24 protein-coding genes are annotated in these 23604 nt (G+C 71.8%); 19 read left to right on the forward strand and 5 right to left on the reverse strand.

Annotation, left to right across the window (positions count from 1 at the left end; genetic code table 11):
- The 4 genes from CIB93_RS38785 to CIB93_RS10700 all read left to right on the forward strand — a co-directional run.
- Positions 1 to 1226, forward strand: a 1226-nt coding sequence (locus tag CIB93_RS38785) for a lanthionine synthetase LanC family protein (protein WP_306454808.1), incomplete at its 5' end; no start/stop codon positions are given.
- 11 nt (positions 1227 to 1237) lie between these two features.
- The gene (locus tag CIB93_RS10690; RefSeq protein ID WP_257002135.1) at positions 1238 to 3388 is read left to right on the forward strand and encodes a peptidase domain-containing ABC transporter; all 2151 of its coding nucleotides are present in this window, start codon (positions 1238 to 1240) and stop codon (positions 3386 to 3388) included.
- A gap of 38 nt (positions 3389 to 3426) precedes the next feature.
- Positions 3427 to 4167: an ABC transporter ATP-binding protein gene (locus CIB93_RS10695; RefSeq protein ID WP_096626468.1), complete on the forward strand. Its 741-nt coding sequence runs from the start codon at positions 3427 to 3429 to the stop codon at positions 4165 to 4167.
- Complete coding sequence (locus CIB93_RS10700) at positions 4164 to 5012, forward strand: ABC transporter permease (RefSeq protein ID WP_096626470.1); 849 nt, start codon at positions 4164 to 4166, stop codon at positions 5010 to 5012. Before CIB93_RS10695 ends, CIB93_RS10700 begins: the two co-directional genes overlap by 4 nt.
- Before the next feature lie 99 nt (positions 5013 to 5111).
- On the opposite strand, the gene CIB93_RS10705 is transcribed toward CIB93_RS10700, so the two are convergent.
- From CIB93_RS10705 to CIB93_RS10720, 4 genes are all read right to left on the reverse strand, one after another.
- Complete coding sequence (locus CIB93_RS10705; RefSeq protein WP_096626472.1) at positions 5112 to 5306, reverse strand: hypothetical protein; 195 nt, start codon at positions 5304 to 5306, stop codon at positions 5112 to 5114.
- A 49-nt stretch (positions 5307 to 5355) separates the two neighbouring features.
- Positions 5356 to 5973, reverse strand: a complete 618-nt coding sequence (locus CIB93_RS10710; RefSeq protein ID WP_096626474.1) for a response regulator transcription factor — start codon at positions 5971 to 5973, stop codon at positions 5356 to 5358.
- Between the two features lie 260 nt (positions 5974 to 6233).
- On the reverse strand, positions 6234 to 7415 hold the full coding sequence (locus CIB93_RS10715) for a sensor histidine kinase (RefSeq protein ID WP_096626476.1): 1182 nt from the start codon (positions 7413 to 7415) through the stop codon (positions 6234 to 6236).
- Positions 7412 to 8062 (reverse strand): response regulator transcription factor, encoded by a 651-nt coding sequence (locus tag CIB93_RS10720; protein ID WP_179500056.1) that lies wholly within the window; start codon positions 8060 to 8062, stop codon positions 7412 to 7414. Before CIB93_RS10720 ends, CIB93_RS10715 begins: the two co-directional genes overlap by 4 nt.
- A gap of 457 nt (positions 8063 to 8519) precedes the next feature.
- Between CIB93_RS10720 and CIB93_RS10725 the strand changes: the two genes are divergently transcribed.
- The 14 genes from CIB93_RS10725 to CIB93_RS10790 all read left to right on the forward strand — a co-directional run bounded on the left by CIB93_RS10725 (position 8520) and on the right by CIB93_RS10790 (position 21107).
- A complete protein-coding gene (locus tag CIB93_RS10725; protein WP_096626480.1) occupies positions 8520 to 9848 on the forward strand; it encodes an ATP-binding protein in 1329 nt (442 codons plus the stop codon).
- On the forward strand, positions 9845 to 10249 hold the full coding sequence (locus CIB93_RS10730; protein WP_096626482.1) for a roadblock/LC7 domain-containing protein: 405 nt from the start codon (positions 9845 to 9847) through the stop codon (positions 10247 to 10249). The genes CIB93_RS10725 and CIB93_RS10730 overlap by 4 nt, the downstream gene beginning before the upstream one ends.
- Positions 10246 to 10620, forward strand: a complete 375-nt coding sequence (locus CIB93_RS10735; protein WP_096626484.1) for a DUF742 domain-containing protein — start codon at positions 10246 to 10248, stop codon at positions 10618 to 10620. The genes CIB93_RS10730 and CIB93_RS10735 overlap by 4 nt, the downstream gene beginning before the upstream one ends.
- Positions 10595 to 11185, forward strand: coding sequence for an ATP/GTP-binding protein (locus CIB93_RS10740; RefSeq protein ID WP_096626486.1), 591 nt, complete (start codon positions 10595 to 10597; stop codon positions 11183 to 11185). The genes CIB93_RS10735 and CIB93_RS10740 overlap by 26 nt, the downstream gene beginning before the upstream one ends.
- Before the next feature lie 65 nt (positions 11186 to 11250).
- Positions 11251 to 12666, forward strand: a complete 1416-nt coding sequence (locus CIB93_RS10745) for a cytochrome P450 (RefSeq protein WP_096626487.1) — start codon at positions 11251 to 11253, stop codon at positions 12664 to 12666.
- Between the two features lie 281 nt (positions 12667 to 12947).
- On the forward strand, positions 12948 to 14078 hold the full coding sequence (locus CIB93_RS10750) for a cytochrome P450 (protein ID WP_096626635.1): 1131 nt from the start codon (positions 12948 to 12950) through the stop codon (positions 14076 to 14078).
- Positions 14075 to 14920: an enoyl-CoA hydratase/isomerase family protein gene (locus CIB93_RS10755; protein WP_373558732.1), complete on the forward strand. Its 846-nt coding sequence runs from the start codon at positions 14075 to 14077 to the stop codon at positions 14918 to 14920. The genes CIB93_RS10750 and CIB93_RS10755 overlap by 4 nt, the downstream gene beginning before the upstream one ends.
- 31 nt (positions 14921 to 14951) lie before the next feature.
- On the forward strand, positions 14952 to 15953 hold the full coding sequence (locus CIB93_RS10760; RefSeq protein WP_257002136.1) for a TerC family protein: 1002 nt from the start codon (positions 14952 to 14954) through the stop codon (positions 15951 to 15953).
- Between the two features lie 61 nt (positions 15954 to 16014).
- Complete coding sequence (locus CIB93_RS10765) at positions 16015 to 16215, forward strand: hypothetical protein (protein WP_096626489.1); 201 nt, start codon at positions 16015 to 16017, stop codon at positions 16213 to 16215.
- An 85-nt stretch (positions 16216 to 16300) separates the two neighbouring features.
- Positions 16301 to 17104 (forward strand): VOC family protein, encoded by an 804-nt coding sequence (locus CIB93_RS10770; RefSeq protein ID WP_096626491.1) that lies wholly within the window; start codon positions 16301 to 16303, stop codon positions 17102 to 17104.
- Positions 17105 to 17294: 190 nt separating this feature from the next.
- Entirely contained in the window at positions 17295 to 17690 is a 396-nt protein-coding gene (locus CIB93_RS10775) for a molybdopterin-binding protein (protein ID WP_096626637.1), read from the forward strand.
- Between the two features lie 79 nt (positions 17691 to 17769).
- Positions 17770 to 18588 carry a molybdate ABC transporter substrate-binding protein gene (gene modA / locus CIB93_RS10780; RefSeq protein ID WP_096626493.1) on the forward strand — a complete coding sequence of 273 codons (819 nt, stop codon included), beginning with the start codon at positions 17770 to 17772 and terminating at the stop codon, positions 18586 to 18588.
- A gap of 83 nt (positions 18589 to 18671) precedes the next feature.
- Positions 18672 to 20618 carry an ABC transporter permease gene (locus CIB93_RS10785; RefSeq protein WP_096626495.1) on the forward strand — a complete coding sequence of 649 codons (1947 nt, stop codon included), beginning with the start codon at positions 18672 to 18674 and terminating at the stop codon, positions 20616 to 20618.
- Between the two features lie 123 nt (positions 20619 to 20741).
- Positions 20742 to 21107, forward strand: coding sequence for a PH domain-containing protein (locus CIB93_RS10790; RefSeq protein ID WP_096626497.1), 366 nt, complete (start codon positions 20742 to 20744; stop codon positions 21105 to 21107).
- A 17-nt stretch (positions 21108 to 21124) separates the two neighbouring features.
- Here the strand turns inward: CIB93_RS10790 and CIB93_RS10795 are convergent, their stop codons facing one another.
- A complete protein-coding gene (locus tag CIB93_RS10795) occupies positions 21125 to 21895 on the reverse strand; it encodes a peptidoglycan recognition protein (RefSeq protein WP_096626638.1) in 771 nt (256 codons plus the stop codon).
- A 172-nt stretch (positions 21896 to 22067) separates the two neighbouring features.
- Here CIB93_RS10795 and CIB93_RS10800 point away from each other — a divergent pair, with 172 nt between their 5' ends.
- A complete protein-coding gene (locus CIB93_RS10800; protein ID WP_096626499.1) occupies positions 22068 to 23603 on the forward strand; it encodes an APC family permease in 1536 nt (511 codons plus the stop codon).
- Position 23604 lies beyond the last annotated feature (1 nt).

Below are 23604 nucleotides of genomic sequence, written 5' to 3' on the forward strand. Positions count from 1 at the left end.
CCCGGAGGCCCGGGACCACGGCCGGCGGCGACCCGACGCTCCCCGGGCTCGCCGACCCGGGCGACTGGCACGCCCTGCTCCGTGGCCTCGTGGTCGGCGGGGCCGACGCCCCGACCTGGCTGACACCCCGCCTCCGGGGCGACGGGCTGCGCCTCGGCGGCGTCGACGCCACGCTGTACGACGGCGGCGGTCTCCTGCTGCACCTCGCCCAGAGCGCGGCCCGCACCGGCGTCTCCCCGGTCGGCGTGGACCTGGAGCGGGTGTGCGCCGGGGCCGTGCACACCCGGCCCACCGTGCTCGACGGGTCGCCGCTGTCGATGTCGCCGTTCACCGGAGTGCTCTCCGACCTGGTGACCGACTGGGAGATCCGGCGGCTGGCGGACCCGGACGCCCGCTTCCGGGACGACGTCCACTTCCGCCCGGCGGACGGCACGTTCGACGTCGACGCGCTCTCCGCCGCCGACTTCGACCACCTCAACGGCTACGGCGGCTACCTCGTCCACCTCGCCGCCCACACCCGGGCCGGGGCGGGTGAGGTGACCGGCGCCGGGGCCGAGCGGCTGCTGCGCCGCCTGGTCGCGGTGGACGGCGACCCGGCCACGTACGCCGAAGGCACCGAACTCGGGCTGGCCCACGGCCGGTTCGGCCGGATCACGGCCCTGTCCGCGATGGTCGCGGCGGGCCTGGACGGGGACAGCGGCGCCCGCGCCCATCTGGAGCTGTTCGCCGAGGCCTACGGCCGCCACCGCTGGCAGGACGCCGCCCTGCGCGACCGGGGGGCGGGCAGCACCGGCTGGTGCAAGGGGTACGCGGGCATCGCGTACGCGCACGCCACGCTGCTCACCGCCCTCGGCGAACCGGCGGGCCGCGTGGCGGATGCGGTCGCCCCGGAGATCGCCCGCGTGCTGGAGCCGGGCCCCACCGGAACCGAAACCGGCACCGGCACCGCACCCGGCCCCGACCTCAGCCTCTGCCACGGTCTCGCCGGCCGCATCGCGGTCCTGTGCCACCTGGCGGACCTGCTCGGCAGGCCCGACCTGCGCGACGGGGCCGCCGCCCTGCACACCGGCTTCCTCGACCGGTACGGGGAGGGCGGCTGGTCCTGCGGGATCGGCACCGAACCCCTCCTGCCCTCCTACTTCCTCGGCCTCTCCGGCTGGTTCGCGGCACAGCAGATGCTCGGCCACCCCGGAACGGGCCTCCCCCGCTGCCTCGGAGGCCGCTGATGGCATGGCGTATGCGCAGAGTCCGACGGGTCCGCGAGGTCCAGCAGTTCGCCCAGGCCGAGTGCGGCCTGTGCTGCATCGCGATGGTCCTCTCGGCGTACGGCTCCCGCGATTCGGTGGCGGCCCTGCGCCGCGAGCACGAGGTGGGCCGCGACGGCCTCACCATCAAGGAGATCGCGAGCATCCTGCGCGGCCGGGGCTTCCAGGTGCGGGCGTTCCGGGCCGGGGTCCAGCGGCTGGAGCAGCTCACCCTGCCGCTCATCGCGTACTGGGACGACAGCCACGTCGTGATCGTCGAGGAGATCGACGAGCGGCAGGTCACGGTCGTCGACCCCGGCGGCGGGCGGCGCAAGTACAGCACGGAGGAGTTCGCCGAGCACTACTCGGGCCTGGCCCTCGAAGCCGTACCGACGCCGGAGCACCGGCCGGAGCGGCACCGTGAGCCCAGCGTCTGGCGGGAGTTCGTCCGGTCGCTGACCGGCGCCCGGCGCCCGCTGCTCCAGGCGTTCCTGATGTCACTGGTGCTGTACTCGTTCACGATCTTCATGCCGATCGCCACCCAGTACGCGGTCAACGACTACGCGGGCTATCTGGAGAAGGCCCCGATCGCCCTCGTCCTGGTGGCGTTCACCGCCCCGATGACGGTGTTCTTCGTGCTCTCGCTGCTCAGAACCGTGGCGCTGGCGTCCGTGATCCGGAGCCTGGGCGAGGCGATGATGGGGAAGACGTTCAAACGGCTCCTCGACCTGCCCTACAAGTACTTCGCCAACCGCTCGCAGGGGGAGCTGTTCTACCGGCTGTCGAGCATCACGTCCGTACGGGACATGATCTCCAGCCAGTTGTCGGTCGTGCTGCTCGACCTCGGCAGCCTGATCGCGATCTTCAGCTATATGTTCTACCGCTCGTTCACCCTGGGGGCTGCGGCCTTCGCGGTGTTCCTGACGATGCTGGCCGTCGCGGTGGCGACGTACCGGCCGATCCGGCGGATCACCGAGCGGGAGATCAGCGAGACGACGAAGTCCTCGTCGCTCCAGATGGAGGCGCTGTCCTCGATCGAGACGCTGAAGGTCTCCGGGATGACCGGGACGTTCTTCCGGGACTGGCAGAAGGTCTACGCGGCGGGGATGGAGCAGACCCGGCGGCGGATCGTCCTCCAGGGCGTGGCGACCAGCGGCTACGCGGTGTTCCAGGTGTTCGGGCCGCTGCTCGTGCTGGCGGTGGGGCTGTGGCTGGTGCTGAACGGTTCGCTGGACCTCGGTTCGGCGGTGGCGGCGCAGACGCTGACCGCGACGAGCCTGGGCATGGTGATGTCGCTGTCCGGCGCGTTCACCCAGCTGATCACGGCGAACGCGCAGGTGGCCCGGGTCGGCGACATCCTCCACCAGCCGGACGACCCGGGGGCGTTCGGCGACCGCCCGGCCCTCGTGCGGGGCGCGGTGCGGCTGCGGAACGTGGGCTTCTCCTACCCCGGCTCCCGCACCCCGGCCCTGACGGACGTCTCGTTCGACATCCGGGCCGGGCAGCGGGTCGCGGTGGTGGGCAGTTCGGGCTCGGGCAAGAGCACGCTCGGCAAGCTGCTGATGGGGCTGTACCCGATCCAGTCCGGGGACGTCGACTACGACGGGGTGTCGATCCGCGAGATCAGCGCGGAGACGTTCTACCGGAGCGCCGCGTACGTCCCGCAGGACATCGTCCTCAGCAACCGCAGCATCGCGGACAACATCCGCTTCGGGGTGCCCGACGCCACGATGGAGGCGGTCGTGGACGCGGCGCGCCAGGCGCATGTGCACGACGACATCGCGGCGATGCCGCTGGGCTACCACACGCCGGTGCGCGAGATGGGCGGCAGCCTCTCCGGCGGTCAGCGCCAGCGGATCGCGCTCGCCCGCGCCCTGGCCCGGCAGCCCCGGGTCCTCGTGCTCGACGAGGCGACGAGCGCGCTGGACACGGTCACCGAGTCCCGGATCGCGGCCGCGCTGGAACGGCTGGAGTGCACGCGGATCATCATCGCCCACCGGCTGTCGACCATCGTGGACGCCGATCTGGTGGTGGTGCTGGAGCACGGCCGGGTCGTGCAGACCGGCCGCCACGAGGAGCTGATCACCGAGCCCGGCCCGTACCGGGAACTGGTCCGCTCGCAGGTCGACCTGAACACGGTCTGAAGAGCCGGAAGAGTCCGAAGAGAAGGAGGCGCCGCCGCATGACACAGGAAGCACAGCGACAGCAGGTGATCTCGGTCCGGGATCTCCAGAAGGAGTTCCGGGGAACGAGAGCCGTCGACGGGGTCTCCTTCGACGTACGGCCGGGCCGTGTCACCGGCTTCCTCGGCCCCAACGGCGCCGGGAAGACGACGACCCTGCGCATGATCCTCGGGCTGGTCCGCCCCACCGGCGGCAGCGCGCTGCTGTGGGGCCGCCCCTACGGTGAACTGGCAGCCCCCACCCGGCGGATCGGCGTGGGCCTGGACGGCGGGGCGTTCGTCGGCCGCCGCACGGGCCGGGGCCATCTGCGCTGCTACGCCCCGGCCGCCGGGTGCACACCGCAGCGGGTGGACCAGCTGCTGGCGGACGTGGGGCTGACCGGGGCGGCGGACCGGCCGGTCGCCGGGTACTCGACCGGGATGAAGCAGCGGCTGTCCTTGGCCTCGGCGCTGCTGGGCGATCCGGAGCTGCTGATCCTGGACGAGCCGGCGAACGGCCTGGACCCCGAAGGGATGCTGTGGCTGAGGGAGTTCCTGCGGGACTTCGCGGCCTCGGGCCGGACGGTGCTGCTCTCCAGCCATCTGCTGGGCGAGATGGAGCAGACGGTCGACGACGTCCTGCTGATGCACCACGGGCGGCTGCTGAGCAACGGCCCCCTCGACGGTCTGCTGGAGCCGGGCGAACGCCTGGAGTCGGCCTTCCTGCGGCTGACACGGGCCGGGAACGGAGTACGGATATGAGCACGGGTACAAGCGCGGTGGCACCCGCACGTACGGGCACAAAGACCGGGGCCGTCTCCCCGGCCGCCCTCCTGCGGTCCGAGGTGCTGAAGCTCACCACGACCCGGCTGTGGTGGGTCCTGCTGCTGGCCGTCGGTCTGTGCAGCGCGGCCCTCACGGCACTGATCGTCTTCGGCGCCCTCAACGCCCCCCGCAGCCCGCTGAGCTTCGGTACGGCGGGCGACGCCGTGCCCGCGTACAACCTGGCGGTGGCGCTCGCGTACGTCTTCCCGCTGGCCATCGGCGTCATCGTGGTGACGCAGGAGTACCACTCCCGTACGATCTCCGCCACGCTGCTGGCCGAGCCGCGCCGGGCCCGGGTCTACGGGGCGAAGCTCCTGGTGGGGCTCGGCACGGCGTTCGTGTACGGGACGGTGGCCGTGCTCTCCGGCGCGCTGGTGGCCGCCGCCCTGCTGTCGGGGCACGGGAAGCCCACGTACCTCACGGACGGCACGGTGCTCGGCGCACTGGGCGGCAGCATCGTGGTGCTCACCCTGTGGGGCGCGATCGGCGTCGGGGTGGGGGCGCTGGTGCGCAACCAGGTGGCCGCGATCGTCGGCATCCTGCTGGTCACCCAGTTCCTGGAGCCGACACTGCGCATCCTCGCCTCCTCGCTGGGCAACGCGGAGCTGGGCAATCTGCTTCCCGGCGGGGCGGGCGACCTGGCGGTCGGCGGCACGATCATGACGGCCGCCGCCGAGGCCGACGGCGGCTCGCAGGGCCTCGGCTTCCTGGTCCTCGCCCTGTACGCACTGGCCATCGGCGCTCTCGGCGCGGTGCGGTTCACCCGCTACGAGGCGGCCTGAGCGACGCCGGACGAGTCGACAACGCCGGGGCCGCCGCACGGATCGTGCGGCGGCCCCGGCGTTGTCGGCTCGCGCTCGGGCGCCCCAGGCGCCCCCGGCTCACTCGGCGCTGCCGGCGCCGCCCTTCTTCACCGCGTTCTTCTGCATCGCGACATTGGTGCACGCGAGTGTCACCGCGAGCAGAAGCGGAACCACGACGCCGGTGGGGTTGTCGCCGAAGAGCGGAGCGATCAGCGCGAGCACCACCAGAATGCCCACCGGGGCCCAGCGCAGCGCTTCCTTCTTCTTTTCCATGACAGTCTCCTTGACGTTGGTATGTACCAGTGGCGTTTGTGCGTGCCGGTCAGCCGGCCACCGGCATACGCGCCACGAGCTGGCTGCGGTCCCGGAATCCGGTTTTCTGCAGAATGTTCGACATATGGAACTTCACGGTGCTCTCCGCGATATAGAGGGCGCCCGCGATCTCACTGTTGTTCATTCCCTGCGACACCAGCGAGACGACTTCGTACTCCCGTGCCGTCAGGGCCGGATCGAGTGTCCGCCCCCGCCCCTGCGGGAGCACGGGGGCCGGTGCCGGGGCCGCCACCGGTGCGGGCGCCTGCCCGCGCAGCAGCGGGCGGACGAGCGTGGGCGAGATCCACCCGTGCCCGGCCGCCACCTCCTGCACGGCCTCCAGGAAGGCCTCGTCCAGGTCGTCGCGGTCGACGACGGCCCGGACATCGGCCTGCACCGCTGCGAGATCGCGTATTTCCGAACCATAGGTCAGCGCCACGACGGGCGCGGAATCCCGTATCTCGTCGAGCCGGTCGATATCGGCGACCAGGACATCGAAGGGCAGGAGCCCCCCGGCCCCCTCCTTCTCGGCCGCATTCCAGCCGCGATGGGCGAAGAGCCTGGTGAGTCTCCGCCGCAACGACAATCTGGCGACCATCAGCCCGACAGCTATGCCGTCATCTGCCATTCCTGCCCTACTTCCCCCGTACGGCCGCCGTCGGGGCAATCGTCACGACGGCCCCCGCACGGCGTGCGCTGGTCAAGGCGCACAGCGATCCTAGCTTTTCCAGGGAAATGACAGCAACCAGCCAATCACTTAAGCGAGATCGGCCCGAATTATCCGGCCAATCGACGGGGAGACCCCCCGCCGGTCGGCGGGGGGCAGGGTTATGGATCTCCTCCTGGAGAGGGACCGCACGGGCCGTTCCGGCAGGTGCGGACACCCCTTCAGAAAGCCCCCCGGCAGGGAAACACGGCCAGGATCCGGAATCCGCCGCCCGGCTCGCGCTCCGAGCGGAACGAACCGCCGAGCAACTGCGCGCGCTCCCGCAGACCGGCCAGCCCGTGGCCGCCGCCGGGGAGGTCCGGAGGGGCCGCGGCCCCGTCGGCCGGGGTATTGCGGATCTCGACCCCGAGGCCGCCGTCGAGCGGCTGGACCTGTATGTCCACCTCCGCGCCGGGGGCGTGCTTGCGTACGTTGGTGAGGGCTTCCTGAACCGTGCGGTAGGCGGCCCGCTCCACCGCCCGGGGCCAGTGCCCGGCGGCCTCGGGAGCGGTGAGGGTCGCGCGCAGCCCGCTGTCGCGGACCAGGGCGGGGAGGTCGGCGAGGCGGGGCTGCGGGGCGAGGGTGGACGGTGCGACCCCGTCGGCGCGCAGCACGCCCACCATGTGCTGGAGCTCGGTGAGGGTCTTCGCCGAGAGGTCCCGGACGACCCCGGCGGTCGTCCGTACGGTGGCCGCGTCCGGGTCGCCGACCTGGAGCGCCCCGGCCTGGAGGCTGATCAGGCTGACCTGGTGGGCGACGACGTCGTGCATCTCGCGGGCCAGCCAGGCCCGTTCGGTGGACAGGGTCCGCTCGGCGAGGAGCCGGTGCTCGCGCTCCCGGGCCTGCGCGATCTCCCGCTGCCGTTCGCGCCGCAGCCGTGCGGTCCGGCCCAGGACCACGGCCCCCGCGCCCAGGACACAGGAGTCCAGCGCCGTGATCAGCGTCTCCCGGTCCGGAGCCAGCTCCGGGAGGCCCGCGATCGGGTACGGCAGGAACTGGGCCAGGGCGACCGCGGCGGCCCCCACGACGCCGACGGCCACGCTGCGCCGGCGGTCGGCCAGGCAGTACAGCGCGATCAGCGGTGCGAAGGCGAGGTGGCCGGCGTACAGGCCGGGCAGCCCGACGAGCAGCACCAGCTCGGGCCAGCGCCGCCGCGCCACCAGCGCGCCCGCCGCGACGAGCGCCACCCAGAGGCCCGGGCCGGGCCCGAGCCCGTTGACGAGGAGCCCGTCGACCACGGCGATGCCGACGGGGACGGCGGCCCGCCCGGCGGCGCGGAGGCGGCGGGAGACACGGAGCCGGGGCAGGCGGAGGCCGGGCGGGCGGAGCCGCTTCACGGCGTCAAGGGGTGTGTTGCCGGTCATACCGGGCCGACACCCCCGAGCAGTCCCGCCCGGTCCGCGATCACGGCGGCCTGGACGCGGTTGACTCCGCCCAGCTTGCAGAGCACCGAGCTGACGTGGTCCTTGACCGTGCCGTGGGACAGCCGCAGCTCTCGGGCGATCTCGCGGTTGGAGAGTCCCGCGCCGACCAGGGCCAGGACCTGGCGTTCGCGGTCGGTCAGCGCCACCGTGCTGTCCGGCGCCCCCCGCGCGGCGGAGAGGTAGCCCTCGATCACCACGCCGGTCGCCTCGGGCGCCAGGATCCTGCCACCGGAGGCCAGGACGCGGACCGCTTGGACGAGCTGTTCCGGGGCGGTGTTCTTCATCAGTAAACCGGCCGCCCCCGCACGCAGCGCGTCGCCGACGTACTCGCCCGCGTCGAACGTGGTCAGCATCGCCACCGCGGGCGCGGACGGCAGGGCGGCCACCCGGCGCAGCACGGTCAGCCCGTCCACCTCGGGCATCCGGATGTCCAGCAGCAGCACATCGGGGCGCCCGTTCCGTACGCGGTCGACGGCCTCGGCGCCGTCGCAGCAGGCGACCACCTCGATATCGGAGGCCGCACCCAAGATCAAATTCAGCCCGGACCGGACCAGCTGCTCGTCATCCACGACGGCAACCCGAATCACGATGCGCCCCTTCACCCGGCCGACCATGCGAAGGGTACGGCAGGAGGCGGTGCCCGTCGACGGAGGCCGGAATGTCGCATTCCGGGGGTGCGGCACCCCCGACCAGGGACGCGGCACCCCACGGCCAGGAGCGTGGCGCCCTACGGCCACGGATACGGCGCCCTACGGGGAGGGTACGGGCGGCATCCGTCACATCTCCCGGATGTGAACGTTCTGCGTCAAGTGGCCACCGGCATGGCGCTCTTGACATTTCAGCGCGCGGCCGATGATAAGATCATCTCACTTCCAGTGGGCTGATGGCATATGGGGGCATTCCGGGAGGAATGGATTCCTCGGCCCCACCTTCGGAGGGGCACCTCCCGAAGCGGCGCACGGCCCCGGCGAGATCCGCCCCGGCCGCGTGCCGCCTGACGGGGTGTCAAGCCGTTTCCCAGCCATGGCACTTGAAGTGAGTCTCATGACCTTTCCACAGGGCCCCGTCATCTGGGCGCTGGCTGTCGTAGCACTGGTCGCCGTGGGTGCCGTCCTGCGGGCTCGCGCGACCAACGTCAAACTGCGCAGACAGACCACCGAGCTGCGGGGTGAGCGCGACGCGCTCCTGCGCCAGCGGGACGAACTCCACGTCGTCCACAACGGTCTGCTCCAGCGTCAGGCCGCCGAGCTCGCGGAGGTCCGCAAGGACGCGGAGGAGGAGACGAAGGCGGTCCTCAAAGCCGCCGTCCGCACCCTCCAGGGCCTCGCCGACGAGCAGCAGGTCGTGATCGAGAAGGCCCAGCGCAAGTACGGCGACGACCCCGGCATCCTCGCCGACCTGATGGCCGTCGACCACGCCAACAGCCAGTTCGGCCGCCGCGCCCAGGGCATCGCGGTGCTCTGCGGCGGCTGGCTCGGGCGGCGCGAGACCGTGGCCTCCGTCTTCGACGTGGCCCGCAGCGCCCAGGGCCGTATCCGGCACTTCGACCGGGTCCGGGTCAACGGCCAGGTGAACTTCTCGGTGGTCAGCCGGGCGGTGGAGCCCGTCGCCGTGGTCCTCGCCGAGCTGCTCGCCAACGCCACGAACTACTCCGCCCCCGGCACCCCGGTGGAGATCAACATCCAGGCCGTGCCGACGGGCGTCTGCCTCATCGTCGACGACGCCGGTCTCGGCATGGGCCAGGAGGAGAAGGACCGCGCGGCGGCCCTCCTCTCCCCCCAGGCGGCGATCAGCGTCTCCAGCCTGGGCATCCCGCCGCAGTTCGGGTTCGCCGTCTCCGGGATGCTCGCCGCCCGCTACGGCTTCCGGGTCTCGGTGGACTCCGTTTCCCCCTATGGAGGCGTACGCGCGGTGGTCCTGATCCCCGACGAACTGCTCACCACCGAGGCGCCGCCCGCCATGGCACCCGCCGAAGCTCCCGAAGCACCTCAGGCGTCCGGGATGGCCGAAGCCTCCGGGGCCCAGCAGTTCCCGCAGCCCCTGCAGTTCGCACAGCCCCAGCAGCTCCAGCGGACGCAGGCGCACCAGGCTGCGGACCACCGCCAGGGCCCCGCCCCGGCCGCCCCGGCGCCCACCCCGCTCTTCCCGCCCGCTCCCCGGCCGGACACCGCCACCCAGCCGCTGGCCCAGATCAGCACCACCACCGGGGGGCTGCCGAAGCGTCGTCGCAAGAGCCCGGTCGCCGCGGTGCCATCGGCCGAGCCGCAGCCCGTGCGCAGCAACGAGGAGACCGCCTCCCGGCTCGGCGCGTTCCAGCGCGGCACCCGGTCCGGGCGGGACACGACGACCACGGAAGGACCCGAGTTCCAGTGAATCCCGATCTGTCCTGGGTGCTCAACGACCTGCTCCAGGTGCCCGGCGCCCGGCACGCGATCCTGGTGTCCGCCGACGGCCTGCTGCTCGCCAACTCCAGCGAGATCGGCCGGGACGACGCGGAGACCGTCGCCGCGGCCATGAGCTCCATGCAGTCCCTCAGCCGCGCGGTCGCCCCCTTCATCGGGACCCGTGACCCCGGCCGCTGGCGGCAGACGCTCCTGGAGTACGAGGACGGCTGGATCTTCCTCATCGCCGCGGGCAGCGGCGCCTATCTGGCTGCGACCGCGGCCGCCGACGTGGACATGGAGGCGATGTCCTTCCGGATGCAGCAGCAGGTCACCGCGCTGGGGAAGGCGATGACCACGCCGCCCCGCCAGAGCGCGGGCAGCGAGATATGACCGCGCCGGGCGAGGAGCAGCAGGTCAGCAGCGGGTTCGTCCGGTCCTATGTCATCACCGGGGGACGCGGGCTGCCCGACGCGGAGGACCTCTCCCTCGTCACCCTGGTCACCCTCGCCCCCGACCGCCAGCCGCCGCCGAACCCGAGCCCGGAGGTGAAGGCGATCTGGGAGCTGTGCTCCGGCGGCTACCTGTCGGTGGCCGAGGTCGCCGGACACCTCGGCCTGCCGGTCGGGGTGGCCCGGCTGCTGCTCCAGGACTTAAACCAGCAGGGACACCTGCTGCGCCGGAAGGCGCCGCCGCCGGCCCAGCTCGTTGACAGGAAGATCCTCGAAGAGGTGTTGCATGGACTTCAGCTCCGGTTCGGCTGAGAGCATCTATGTGCCGGACGCGGTGCGGCGCGCGGCGAAGATCCTCGTCGTCGGGCACTTCGCCGTCGGCAAGACGACGCTGATCGGCACCCTGTCCGAGATCACCCCGCTGCGCACCGAGGAGCGGATGACCCAGGCCGCGGCCCAGGTGGACGATCTGCGCGGGGCGCCCGACAAGAAGACGACCACGGTCGCCCTGGACTTCGGGCGGCTCACCCTCAGCGACGAGCTGGTGCTCTACCTGTTCGGTACGCCGGGGCAGCAGCGGTTCGTGGAGCTGTGGGAGGACATGGCGCGCGGTTCGCTGGGCGCGCTGCTCCTGGTCGACCCGGCCCGGCTCGCCGACACGTTCCCGGTCATCGACCTGGTCGAGACGTACGGACTGGAGTACGCGGTCGCCGTCAACAGCTTCGACCCGTACACCCGGCACGCCGAGGACGAGCTGCGCGAGGCGCTCGACCTGCTGCCGGACACCCCGGTCGTCTTCTGCGACGCCCGGGACCAGAAATCCTCCGCGCAGGCCCTGATCACTCTCGTACGCCATCTCCTCGCGCACACGGCCTGACGCACCACAGACGTATACCGACGCCGGGGCCGACCGGGCCCCGCGATCACACCGAGGAAGCCGACATGGACCCGTCGCCGGGAGCCACCCCGTACAGCCCGCCCGCCGGGTGCCCCGCGCACCAGCAGCAGACGTCGCTGTACGGACCGGAGTTCGCCGCCGATCCGCACCGCGTCTACGACACCTTCCGGACGCACGGCCCCGCCGCCCCGATCGAGCTGGCCCCCGGAGTGGACGCCACGCTGATCGTGCAGCACGAGGCGGCGCTGCGGGTGCTCCAGAACCCGGCGCTGTTCGCCCGGGACTCGCGGCGCTGGGCGGCGCTGCGCGAGGGCGCCGTACCGATGGACAGCCCGGTGCTGCCGATGATGGTGTACCGGCCCAACTGCCTGTTCACCGACGGCGCGGAGCACCTGCGGCTGCGCAAGGCGGTCACCGAGTCGCTGTCCCGGCTCAACAGCAGCAGGCTCAGCCGGGACGTCGAGCGGATCGCCGACTATCTGATCGACCAGTTCATCGAGCGCGGCACCGCCGATCTGCTCAACGAGTACGCCAAGCTCCTGCCGCTGCTGCTGTTCAACCAGCTCTTCGGCTGCCCCGGCGACATCGGCGACCGGCTGACCCGCTCGATGTCGGCCATCTTCGACGGCGAGGACGTGCTGCGCGCCAACGCCGAGCTGACGGAGTGCCTGATGGAGCTGGTCGCGATCAAGCGCCGCCAGCCCGGCGAGGACATCACCTCCTGGCTGATCCAGCACCCGGCGGGGCTGCGGGACGAGGAGCTGAAGGACCAGCTGGTGATGCTGATGGGCGCGGGCGTCGAGCCGGAGCGCAATCTGATCGGCAACGCACTGCTGCTGATGCTCGCCGGGGAGCAGCCCGGCGCGCCCGAGCGGCGCGGTTCGGGGATGCTCGTCGAGGACGCGCTGGACGACGTGCTGTGGAACAACCCACCGATCGCAAACTACGCGACGCACTACCCGGTGCGGGACATCGAGCTGGACGGGGTGACGCTGAAGGCGGAGACTCCGGTGCTGATCAGCTTCGCCGCCGCGAACAGCGACCCGTCCCTCACCGACGCCCGCCAGACCCTGAGCAAGGGGGCCCACCTGGCCTGGGGCGCGGGCCCGCACGTGTGCCCGGCCAAGTCGCCCGCGACGCTGATCGCGCTGACCGCGATCGAGAAGATCCTCAACACCGTCCCGGATCTCTCCCTCGCCGTCCCGGCCTCCGGGGTCGCCTGGCGGCCGGGCCCCTTCCACCGCGCCCTGGTCGCGCTGCCCGTACGGTTCACCCCGACGGCCGCCCGGCGCGCGGCGGCCGGGGTGCAGCCGCCGGCCCCGGCGCAGACCTCGGCGCAGCTGCCCGATCCGTACCGGACCGCGGCGCCCGCCGCCGCTCCGACACACCGTCACGCTGCGGAGCCGGCCAAGAAGACCAAGGGTTGGTGGAGTTCGTTCCTCGACGTGTTCCGTGTCTGACCGACGTATGGCTCACAGGCCGACAATTCACTGGTGAAGACGGGCATTTGCGAACGATTGCATGTGACGGGGGCAACAGGGATCGACGCTTGGCGCAGATATCCGGAGGGGTAGGTTCAGGGCGGTAACCACGGGCCTAAGTCAAGGAACTCTGCGTGAGTATCACAGGCGGTAAAGACAGGACCCCCGACGGCCGACGCGCGGTGGTCGGCCTGCTCCGCAGACTCAACTCCCCGGAAGGGCAGGCCGATCCCTACGGAATACTCGCGGAGCTACGGACGATGGGTGACGTCGTCCGAGCTCCGTGGGACGGGTACTTCGTCACCGGATTCGACACCTGCGCCAAGGTCCTGCGCGGCCGCGGCTGGCTGACCCCCGACTTCGCCTGGCAGGAGCGGCAGGAGGACAGCGAGCGCTGGGAGGCCGTCGCCACCCGGGAGATGACCGGCACGCTCTCCCGGCTCAACGCGCCCGAGCACACCTGCCAGCGACGCAGCCTCGGCAATCTCTTCGACCGCTCGACCATCGAACGCCTCACCCCCGACGTCGAGGGCCACGCCGACCGGCTGCTGGACGAGCTGGCCGACAAACTCCGCTGGGGCGAGGCCGACTTCGTCTCCACGGTCAGCGAGCAGCTGCCGATCAGCACGGTCGGCTCCTGGCTCGGCATACCGCCCGAGGACTATCCGCGGATCCTGGAGATGACGCACAACCAGGTGTACGCACAGGAGTTACTGCCGACCAAGTCGCAGCTCGCGGTCTCCGCCGGGGCGACCGTACAGCTGCGCGCCTACTTCAACGGCCTGATCGCCCGCCGCCGGGCCGAGCCGCGCGACGATGTGCTGACCGGCTGGCTCCACACCTGGGACGCGATGGAACCGGACCGGGAGCGGGCGGACGAGATCCTCTACCGCCTCACCATGTTCGTCACGATCGCCTCGCTGGAGACCACCGCCACCCTGCTCTCCGCGATGACCTCGCTGCTGCTGGCCGAGCCCGGCCGCTGGGAGTGGCTGCGGGAGCACCCGGAGCACATCGACGCGGCCGTCGACGAGGCGCTGCGCTACGACCCGCCCATCCACATCAACACCCGGATCGCCGCCGAGGACACCGTCCTGGCCGGGGTCCCGATCAAGAAGGACAGTATGGTGCACGTCCTGTACGGAGCCGCCAACCACGATCCGCGGCGCAATCCGGACCCCGGCTCCTTCGACATCCTGCGCGGCGGCAGCCACCTCACCTTCGGCGGCGGGGTGCACTACTGCCTGGGCGCCGCACTGGCCAAGCTGGAGGCCCGGACGCTGCTGACGCGCATGCTGGACCGATTCCCCACGCTGCACACCACGTCCCCCGCGGTGTACGCCACCCGCATGGTCTTCCGCCGGGTCACCTCACTGGGTGTGGCGCTGTGAAGCTCTCGCTGCCCGACTTCCTGAACTCCTCCTCGCCCGCTCCCCGGCCCTCCACACCGGACGAGCCTCCCGCGACGGTACGCACCCGGCGCGAGGGGGCCGTTCTGCACGTGGAGCTGCACGCGCCGGAGACCGGCAACGCGGTGACCGAGGCGATGCTCGACGAGCTGCTGGATCTCTACACCGCCCCGGACCCCGAGGTGCGGGTCGTGGTGCTCAGCGGCGCCGGGGACGACTTCTGCCTGGGCGGCGACCGTACGGAGTTCGCCCGGTGGCTGGAGGAGGACCCCGCCGGCCGGGGCATCCGGGTCTCCGGGGAGAAGGCCCGCCGGGTCTGCGAGGCGATCTCCGGCAATCGGGCGGTGACCATCGCCCGGGTCCAGGGCAAGGCCGTCGGCGCGGGCTTCGCGCTCGCCCTCGCCTGCGATCTGCGGGTCGGCGCGGACACCGCCTCCTTCCGGCTGCCGGAACTGGCGCTCGGGCTGCCGACCGCCTGGGGCGGGCTGCTGCCCCGGCTGATCCACGAGGTCGGCGCGGCCCGGGTCCGCGAACTGATCCTCACCGGGCGTTCCTTCGACGCCACCGAGGCGCACGGGCTCTCCGTCCTCCAGCGCGTGGTGGCCGAAGCGGAGCTGGACGAGGCGGTCGTCGCCTGGGCGAAACCGGTGGTCCGCCGCCCGGAGGCCGCCCTGCGGGTGACCAAGGCGCTGCTCAACTCCTACGCTGCCGCCACCCGGCTGGCCGACCCCTCGTTCCTCGACGCTGAGCTGATGGCCTCGGTCGCGGCCGTGAATTCGCGCTCTCCGGCGCGCAGCAGCGGCCTTGGCGGGGCACACTCTTAAGAACCCAACGGGCGAAGGGGAGGTCTCCGGCGTGGACGTACCGGTGTGGCTCTGGATCGTGTTCGCGGTAACCGTGGTCGTCTCGCTGGCGGTCGACCTGCTGGCGCATCGCAAGGCGCATGTCATCGGCTTCAAGGAGGCCGGGCTGTGGAGCGCGCTGTGGGTCGGCCTCGCGCTGGTCTTCGGCGCGGTCGTCTTCCTGACCCTCGGGACGACGGCGGGCACGGAATACACCACCGCCTGGCTGCTGGAGAAGAGCCTCTCGGTCGACAACCTCTTCGTCTTCGCACTGATCTTCGCCTATTTCAAGGTGCCCCGGGAGTATCAGCACCGGGTGCTGTTCTTCGGCGTCATCGGCGCTCTCGTCTTCCGGGCGATCTTCCTGACAGCCGGTGTCGCGGTGGTGAACCGCTTCACGTTCGTGCTGTTCCTCTTCGCCCTGGTCCTTTTCTACAGCAGCTATAAGATCCTCAGCGGCCAGGAGGAGAATTTCGACCCGGGGAAGAGCTTCGCGGTACGGATGCTGCGGAAGATCATGCCGGTGCAGGACGAATACGCCGGCACGCACTTCGTCGTGCACAAGGAGGGGCGGCGGATCGGCACCCCGCTGCTCGCGGTGGTCGCCGCGATCGAGGCAGCCGACCTCATCTTCGCCGTCGACAGCGTCCCGGCCGTGCTCGCGGTCAGCGACGACCTCTTCATCGTCTACACCAGCAACGCCTTCGCGATCCTGGGGCTGCGGGCCCTGTTCTTCCTGCTGGCGGGACTGCTGGACCGGTTCCACTACCTGAGCCACGGGCTGGCGATCATTCTCGCCTTCATCGGGGTCAAGCTCATTCTCCAGGCCTGCCACAAGATGATCAGCACCTCCATTCCGGAGATCCCCTCGCCGGTGAGCCTGGCGGTTATCGTCGTCATTCTGGCGGTATCGGTGACCCTGAGCGTCCGCCGCCCCCCGAGGCCCCCGGGCGAGCTGGGCGGTGCGGCCGGAACAGGCGGCACGGACGCCGGTACCGCCAATACCGACAAGTAAAGCAGCGGCAAAGCAGAGGAAAAGTCTTTCCAAAGCCCCTGGCCGGGCCTATCGTGAGGAAATGGCCAGAAAAGAGCGTGAGACCCGGCAGCGGGCCGCCTTCATGTGCCCGACCTGCAAGGAACCCGTCCCGTCCGAGATCCACCGCCACAAGACCCTGGGGATCTTCGTCCCGGTCTGGCGTCCGGGCCCCTGCCAGAACCCCGACTGCCCGGATTACGCCCCCGAGGAGCGGCAGCACCGGCACCGGTCGCGCCACTGATGTCCCGACGCGCGGTCTCACGCCCGGCTGACTAGCTTTGGCCGTGCGGGTGGGGCCGACGACTGGACGCAGGAAGGACCGTGCCATGGCTGTACGACCGGAAGGCACTCCGTGCTGGGCGGACGCGATGTTCGCCGACACCGAGAGGGCCAAGAGCTTCTACGCGGATGTGCTCGGCTGGACGTTCGGTGAGGCCGCGCCGGAGTTCGGCGACTACACGCAGGCGTTCGCGGACGGCAAGGCGGCCGCCGCCGTCTCCCCGCCCATGCCGGGCGAGGAGGAAAGCCCTTCGGCGTGGTGTCTCTACCTCGCGTCCCCGGACGCCGCCGCGACCGCGGGCAAGGTCCGCGACAACGGCGGCGAGGTGCTGGTGGAGCCGATGCAGGTCGGCGACTTCGGCACGATGGCGCTGGCCCGCGACCCGGGCGGCGCCGTCTTCGGCATCTGGCAGGCGAACAGCCACGAGGGGTTCGAGACGGAGATGGGCGCCCCCGGCGGGTACTGCTGGGGCGAGGTCTTCACCCGTGACCCGAAGGCCGTCGACGCCTTCTACCCGGCGGTCTTCCCCTACACGGCACGGAAGTTCGACGACGAGTCGATGGACTTCGCCATGTTCGACGTCCAGGGGCAGACGGTCCTCGGCCGGATGGCGATGGGCGACGACTTCCCGCCCGACCTGCCCTCCTTCTTGAACGTGTACTTCTCCGTCCCGGACTGCGACGCGGCGGTGGCGAAGGCGACCGAGCACGGCGGAGTACTGCGGTTCGGACCGATGAACAGCCCGTTCGGCCGGTTCGCCGCGCTCAGCGATCCGCAGGGCGCCTCGTTCTCGGTGATCGACGTGACGACCACCGAGGGCGAGATGCCGGCGACGAGCCCGGTGACCTGACCGGGACTGTCACCCGCCGACAGGAACGACCGGCACCGACGGGCCGCGGCCGGAGAGAACGGCGCGGCCCGTCGGCGTGCCCGGCAACGCCCGCCCCTCCCCGTACGTTCCTCCGAGGTCCATCGCATCTGCGATGGACCATCGTCCAGAGAATGGCAAATACCAGCCTGATTGGCCTAGCGTGCTGCACATGCAGTCCTACACAATCGGCCAGGCAGCACGACTTCTCGGGGTCAGTCCCGACACCGCCCGCCGCTGGGCGGACGCCGGACGGGTCGCGACCCATCGCGACGAGGCCGGGCGCCGTCTGATCGGCGGCCGCGCGCTGGCCGCCTTCTCGATCGAGGTCGGCCAGGGTGCGGGCGGCGAGGACGAGGCCCCCTACACCTCCGCCCGCAACGCGTTCCCGGGCATCGTCACCGCGGTGAAGCTCGGCGATGTGGCGGCCCAGGTCGAGATCCAGGCCGGTCCGCACCGGCTCGTCTCGCTCCTGACCAGGGAGGCGGTGGAGGAGCTGGGCCTTGAGGTCGGCATGCGGGCGACCGCCCGCGTGAAGTCGACCAGCGTGCACATCGACCGCGCCTGAGGCCAACGGGACCGACCGGCCGGCAGCCCGCCGCTGCCCCCGTTCCGCACCGCCCACGCATCCAAGGAGCCTCAGCCTCGTGTCCCTCCAGCTCACCCGCCACCGCGCGGCCGCCGCCGCCCTGGCCACCGCGCTCCTCGTCCCGCTCGCCGCCTGCGGCAACGACGGTTCCGCAGGCGGCGAGGACAGCGGCAGCGGCGCGAAGCCGTCCGGCTCCGCCCCGGGCGCCCCGGCCGCCGGCCTGACCGTGCTGGCCGCCGCCTCGCTCACCGACGCCTTCGAGGAGGCGGGGGCGGCGTACGAGAAGGAGAACCCGGGCACGAAGGTCACGTTCTCCTTCGCGGGCTCCCAGGAGCTGGCCGCGCAGGTGAGGCAGGGCGCCCCCGCCGACGTCCTGGTCACCGCCGACACCAGGACGATGGACGGTCTCTCCGGCGAGACCGGCACCCCGACCGTCATCGCCGGGAACCGCCTCGTCATCGCCGTCGGTAAAGGCAACCCGGAGAAGGTCGAGAGCCTCAAGGACCTCTCCGACCCCCGGCTGAAGGTCGTCCTGGCCGCCCCCGAGGTGCCGGTGGGCCGCTACGGCGAGCAGATCCTCGACGCGCAACGGATCAAGGTGAAGCCGGTCTCCCAGGAACCCAGCGTCCGCGCGGTCCTCAGCAAGGTCGAGCTGGGCGAGGCGGACGCGGGCCTCGTCTACAGGACGGACGCCGCGACCGCCACCGGCAAGGTCGACGCGATCGACATCCCGGACGCCGAGAACGCCGTCGCCTCCTACCCGGCCGCCATGCTGAAGGCGTCCGAGCACACCGAGGCCGCCGCCGCGTTCGTCGCCTGGCTCACCACGCCCGCCGCGCAGAAGATCCTCCGGAGCGCGGGCTTCCAGCAGCCCTGACCGCACCCCGCACACCCCGGCAGGCCCGTTCCGTCCGACGGGCCCGCCGGGTACCGCACTCCCGCCGCCCGACGAGGTCACTCATGAAACGACCGGCACCGCACCCTACGCCCGGGGGCCGCGCCCCGCTCCTGCTGACGGTGCCCGCGCTGCTGGCCGTGGCGTTCCTGATGCTGCCGCTCGTCGGCATCCTGGCCCGTACCTCCTGGGGCGAGCTCGGGGCGCACCTCACCGCCGAGCCGACCACCCGGGCGCTCCGGCTCTCCCTGCTGGTCTCGCTCTGGTCGCTCGGGCTCTCGCTGCTGTTCGGGGTGCCGCTGGCCTGGCTGCTGGCCCGGGTGCCGTTCCCCGGCAAGGCGTTCGTCCGCTCGCTGGTGCTGCTGCCGATGGTGCTGCCGCCCACGGTCGGCGGGGTGGCCCTGCTGCTGGCCTTCGGCCGGCGCGGGCTGCTCGGGCCGTGGCTGGAGGACACCTTCGGCATCACGCTCCCCTTCCACACCTCGGGGGCCGTGCTGGCGGCGACGTTCGTCGCGATGCCGTTCCTGGTCATCTCGCTGGAGGGCGCGCTCGGCGGACTGCGCCCCCGGTACGAGGAGACCGCCGCGTCCCTCGGCGCCCCGCCGGTGCGGGTGTTCCTCACCGTGACGCTGCCGATGGTCGCCCCCGGGCTCATCGCCGGAGCCGCCCTGACCTGGGCGCGGGCGCTCGGCGAGTTCGGCGCGACCATCACCTTCGCCGGGAACCTCCCGGGCACCACGCAGACCCTGCCGCTCCAGGTGTACCTGCTGCTCCAGGACTCCCCGGAGGCCGCCACCTCGGTGTCGCTGCTGCTCCTGGCCATCGCGATGATCGTGCTGATCGCCCTGCGCGGCCGCTGGACCGGCACCCCTGGCGACCACCGCGAGCGGACGGCCCGCCCGGAGGAGCCGGCGAGCACCACACCGGACGTCCTGCCCGAACCACCCCCGTACGTACGGGAGAAGGCCCCCCGGGAACGCTGGTCCCTGCACGCGGACGTCACCGGCTTCACCCGCCTCGCCCTGGACGCGGACCCCGGCACCACCATCGCGGTCGTCGGCCCCAACGGCGCGGGCAAGACCACCCTCCTGCGGGCCCTCCTCGGCCTCACGCCCCGCGCCCACGCCCGACTGCGCCTGGGCGACAGCGATGTGTCGGAACTCCCCCCGCACCGCCGGGGCGTCGCCTGGGTCCCCCAGGACGGGGCCCTCTTCCCGCACCTGAGCGCCCTGTCCAACACGGCGTACGGACTCCGCGCCCACGGCGTGCCCCGAGCGCAGGCCCGGCGCGAGGCCCAGGGCTGGCTGGACCGGCTCGGGGTGGGCCACCTCGCCCAGCACAGACCCGCGCAGCTCTCCGGCGGCCAGGCCCAGCGGGTCGCCCTGGCCCGCGCGCTGGCCGCCCGCCCGCGCCTCCTGCTGCTGGACGAACCTCTCGCCGCCCTCGACCAGAGCACCCGGGCCCGGGTGCGGCACACCCTGCGCGGGCACCTCGCGGAGTTCGGCGGGGTCTGCCTGATCGTCACGCACGACCCGGTCGAGGCGGTCTCGCTGGCCGACCGGGTCCTGGTGCTTGAGGACGGCAGGGTCTTCCAGGACGAGCCGCCCGCCGAGGTCACCCGGCACCCGCGCTCACCGTGGGTGGCCCGGATGCTGGGCCGCAACGCCTGGCCGGGGACCGCCACCGCCGACGGCCTCGCCCTGGAGGGCGGCGGGCACCTCGTGGTCGCCGAGCCCCTCCCCGCGAGCACGGACGCCCTCGCGGTCATCGCCCCGGAAGCCGTCTCCGTACACCGGGAGCGGCCCACCGGCAGCCCGCGCAACGTCTGGCCGGGCACGGTCCGCGAGATCACCTCGGGCGGCAGCAGACTGCGGCTGCTGATCACCTCGGCCGAGGCCCCGGACCTGGTCGCGGAGATCACCCCGCAGGCCGCGGCCGAACTGGGCATCGCCGAGGGGACACCCGTCTGGACGAGCGTGAAGGCGACGGAGGTGACGGCCGTCCCCCTGTAGCGGCGGCGCGGCGGCCGGGAACCTTCGCCCCCGTCGGCACGTACTTCCTACGACGGCCGAGAGGCGCGAGGAGATGCTTCGGTACGACGGCCGGAAGACGCACAGACGCACTACGGGGGACCCATGGCACTGTTCGGCAACGCCCACACGATCAATCCGGCCACCGCCCAGCAGGACTACGCCCGGCTGCTCGGCCAGGGCGAGCAGGTGCACGCCGCGTTCCTGCTGATCCGCGACACGATCCTGTTCACGGACCGGCGGCTGATCCTCGTCGACAAGCAGGGCATCACCGGCAAGAAGGTGGAGTACCACTCCGTCCCGTATCGCAGCATCACCCACTTCGCCGTGGAGACGGCCGGGACGTTCGACCTCGACGCCGAGCTGAAGATCTGGATCTCGGGCAGCGCCACCCCGCTCCAGAAGACCTTCACCAAGGGCGTCGACATCTACGAGGTGCAGGCGATACTGACGCAGTTCGTCGCCCGGTAGCCATCCCGGCGCGGCGCTCAGAAGTACGGCCGCAGCCGGGCCGCCTCAGAGTGGCCCGGCACGGAGGCGCGCAGCTTCGCCGTGCGCTCCCGCAGCTGGGGCAGCAGCCCGTACAGCGCCTCGCCGGGGCAGCGGGTCTCATAGCTGTCACGGTGGCCGGAGATGACGTGCAGCCGGGCCACCTGGCCCTCGTCGAAGCGGCTCTCGTCGTTCGTCGAGACCAGCTCGACCGTGCCCAGCGGGTCCGCCCCGGGCCGCAGCTTCCAGGCGGCGAGCCGCACCAGCGCGTCCATCATGGGCTTCGGCACCTCGGCTCCCTCGCCGAAGTTGCCGATCGCCGCGACGCCGACGGTGTCGGTGTTGAACCCCTTGGTGTGGGCCCCGAGCACCGCCCGGGCGACCCCGCCGCCCCGGCCCTCGTAGATCGTGCCGCAGCGGTCGACGAGGAAGTTGTAGCCGATGTCGTCCCAGCCGTCCTGCTCGATGTGCCCGCTCTGGACGGCCCGGATCAGTTCGGGGGCGTCCGCGCAGTCGTAGTGGTTGGGGTTGCCGGTGTGGTGCACGAACAGCGCCTTCGCCGCACCGGTGTAGTGCGGCCCCTCCTTCACCAGTTCCTCGTCCGCGTGCCACTCCCGGCGGCTGACGACGGCGGGCTGCGGGAGCCCGCGCGGCGGCCGGGGCCCGGTGGCCAGTTCCGCCCGGGGCGCGTGGACCGCCGGGCCGTCCCCGAACACCAGGAGGGCCAGGGGCAGGACCAGGACGCCCAGGACGAGTCGGCGGGACCACATGGTCTCCACCCTGCGCCCCGGCCTCCGGCTTCGCAGAGGAGCGGGCCGATCGGGTGACCCCCGTCCAGCGTGGGCGTTTCGTCCGGAATGCACACCGGGGCGGGCGTTCTTACGATGAGGTCCGGATCATCCGCCGCACCCTGCGGGGGGAGCCCGGCCGGATCGAGGAACCATGGCCCACGACCGTATGCAGGACGAACCCGCGGTCGGCCTGAAGCCGAACGCCATCGGGTTCGTCGACGCCCTCGTCATCGGCCTCAACTCGACCTCCCCGGCCTATTCGCTGGCCGCCGTGATCGGCCCGATCGTGGCCCTGGCGGGGATCTACGCCCCGGGCGTCATGTTCGCCTCGTTCGTGCCGATGCTGCTGATCGCCTCGGCGTTCTACTACCTGAACAAGGTCGACCAGGACTGCGGCACGACGTTCTCCTGGGTGACCCGGGCGATGGGCCCGTGGGCGGGCTGGCTCGGCGGTTGGGCGATCACCATGACCGGTGTGCTGGTGGTCGGTTCGCTGGCCGATGTGGCGGTGAGCTTCACCCTGCTGGCGGTGGGCCTGGACGGCTGGGTCGACAACGCCTTCGTCCGCCAGCTGCTGACCGTGCTGCTGATCATCGTGATGACCGGGCTCTGTGTGATCGGCACCGAGCTGTCGGCCAAGGTGCAGAACGCGCTGATCCTTCTTCAGGTCGCGTTCCTGCTGGTCTTCGTCGTGGTGGCGCTGTACCGGGTGTACGCGGGTACCACCGGCTTCGACTCGATCGAACCGTCCCTGAGCTGGCTGCACCCGTTCGGCGCCGGTGGCGCCGCGCTGACCGGCGGGCTGCTGCTCGGGGTGTTCATCTACTGGGGCTGGGAGTCCGCGGTCAACCTCACCGAGGAGACGGAGAACTCGGCGAGCGCCCCGGGCAAGGCGGGCCTGTGGTCCACCGTGGTGCTCCTGGTGACCTATCTGTCGGTCGCCATCGCGGTCGTCGCCTTCGCGGGCACGGCGTTCCTGGCGGAGAACGCGGGCGAGGAGGAGTTCATCTTCGCCCAGCTCGCCGGGGACGTCCTGGGCGGCTGGGACTGGATCCTGCTGCTCGCGGTGGCCACCTCGGCGATCGCCTCGACGCAGACGACGATCATCCCGGCGTCCCGGACCGCGCTGTCGATGGCCCGGCGTCAGGCACTGCCGCAGCACTTCGGGCACATCAGCCCCCGGTTCCGTACCCCGGACGTCAGTACGTGGTGGGTCGCCGCGATCGCGATCGCCTGGTACCTGGTGGTGAACCGGATCAGCACCGAAGCACTGTTCGACTCCCTCACCGCCCTGTCCCTGCTCATCGCCTTCTACTACGCGCTCACCGGGGTGGCCTGCGCGGTCTACTACCGGCGTCATCTCACCGAGAGCGTGCACAACTTCGTCCTCATCGGCCTCGGCCCCGTGGTCGGCGCCGGGCTGCTGACCTGGCTGCTGGTGCGCTCGGTGATGGACATGTCCGACCCGGCCAACTCCTACAGCGGCACGTCCTGGTTCGGGCTCGGCCCGCCGCTCGTCATCGGCATCGGGATCTCCGTGGTCGGCGTGGTCCTCATGGTGGTCTGGCGGCTGCGCGACGCGGTGTTCTGGCAGGAGCGGCCCTCGGTCCCCGACCCGGACCTGGTGCACGCCACGGTCACCAGGTCCGGTGAGCCCGCCGGCTCCGGTGACGGTAAGGGGCTCTGAG

The organism is Streptomyces sp. WZ.A104, from assembly GCF_002382885.1.
Lineage (GTDB): Bacteria > Actinomycetota > Actinomycetes > Streptomycetales > Streptomycetaceae > Streptomyces.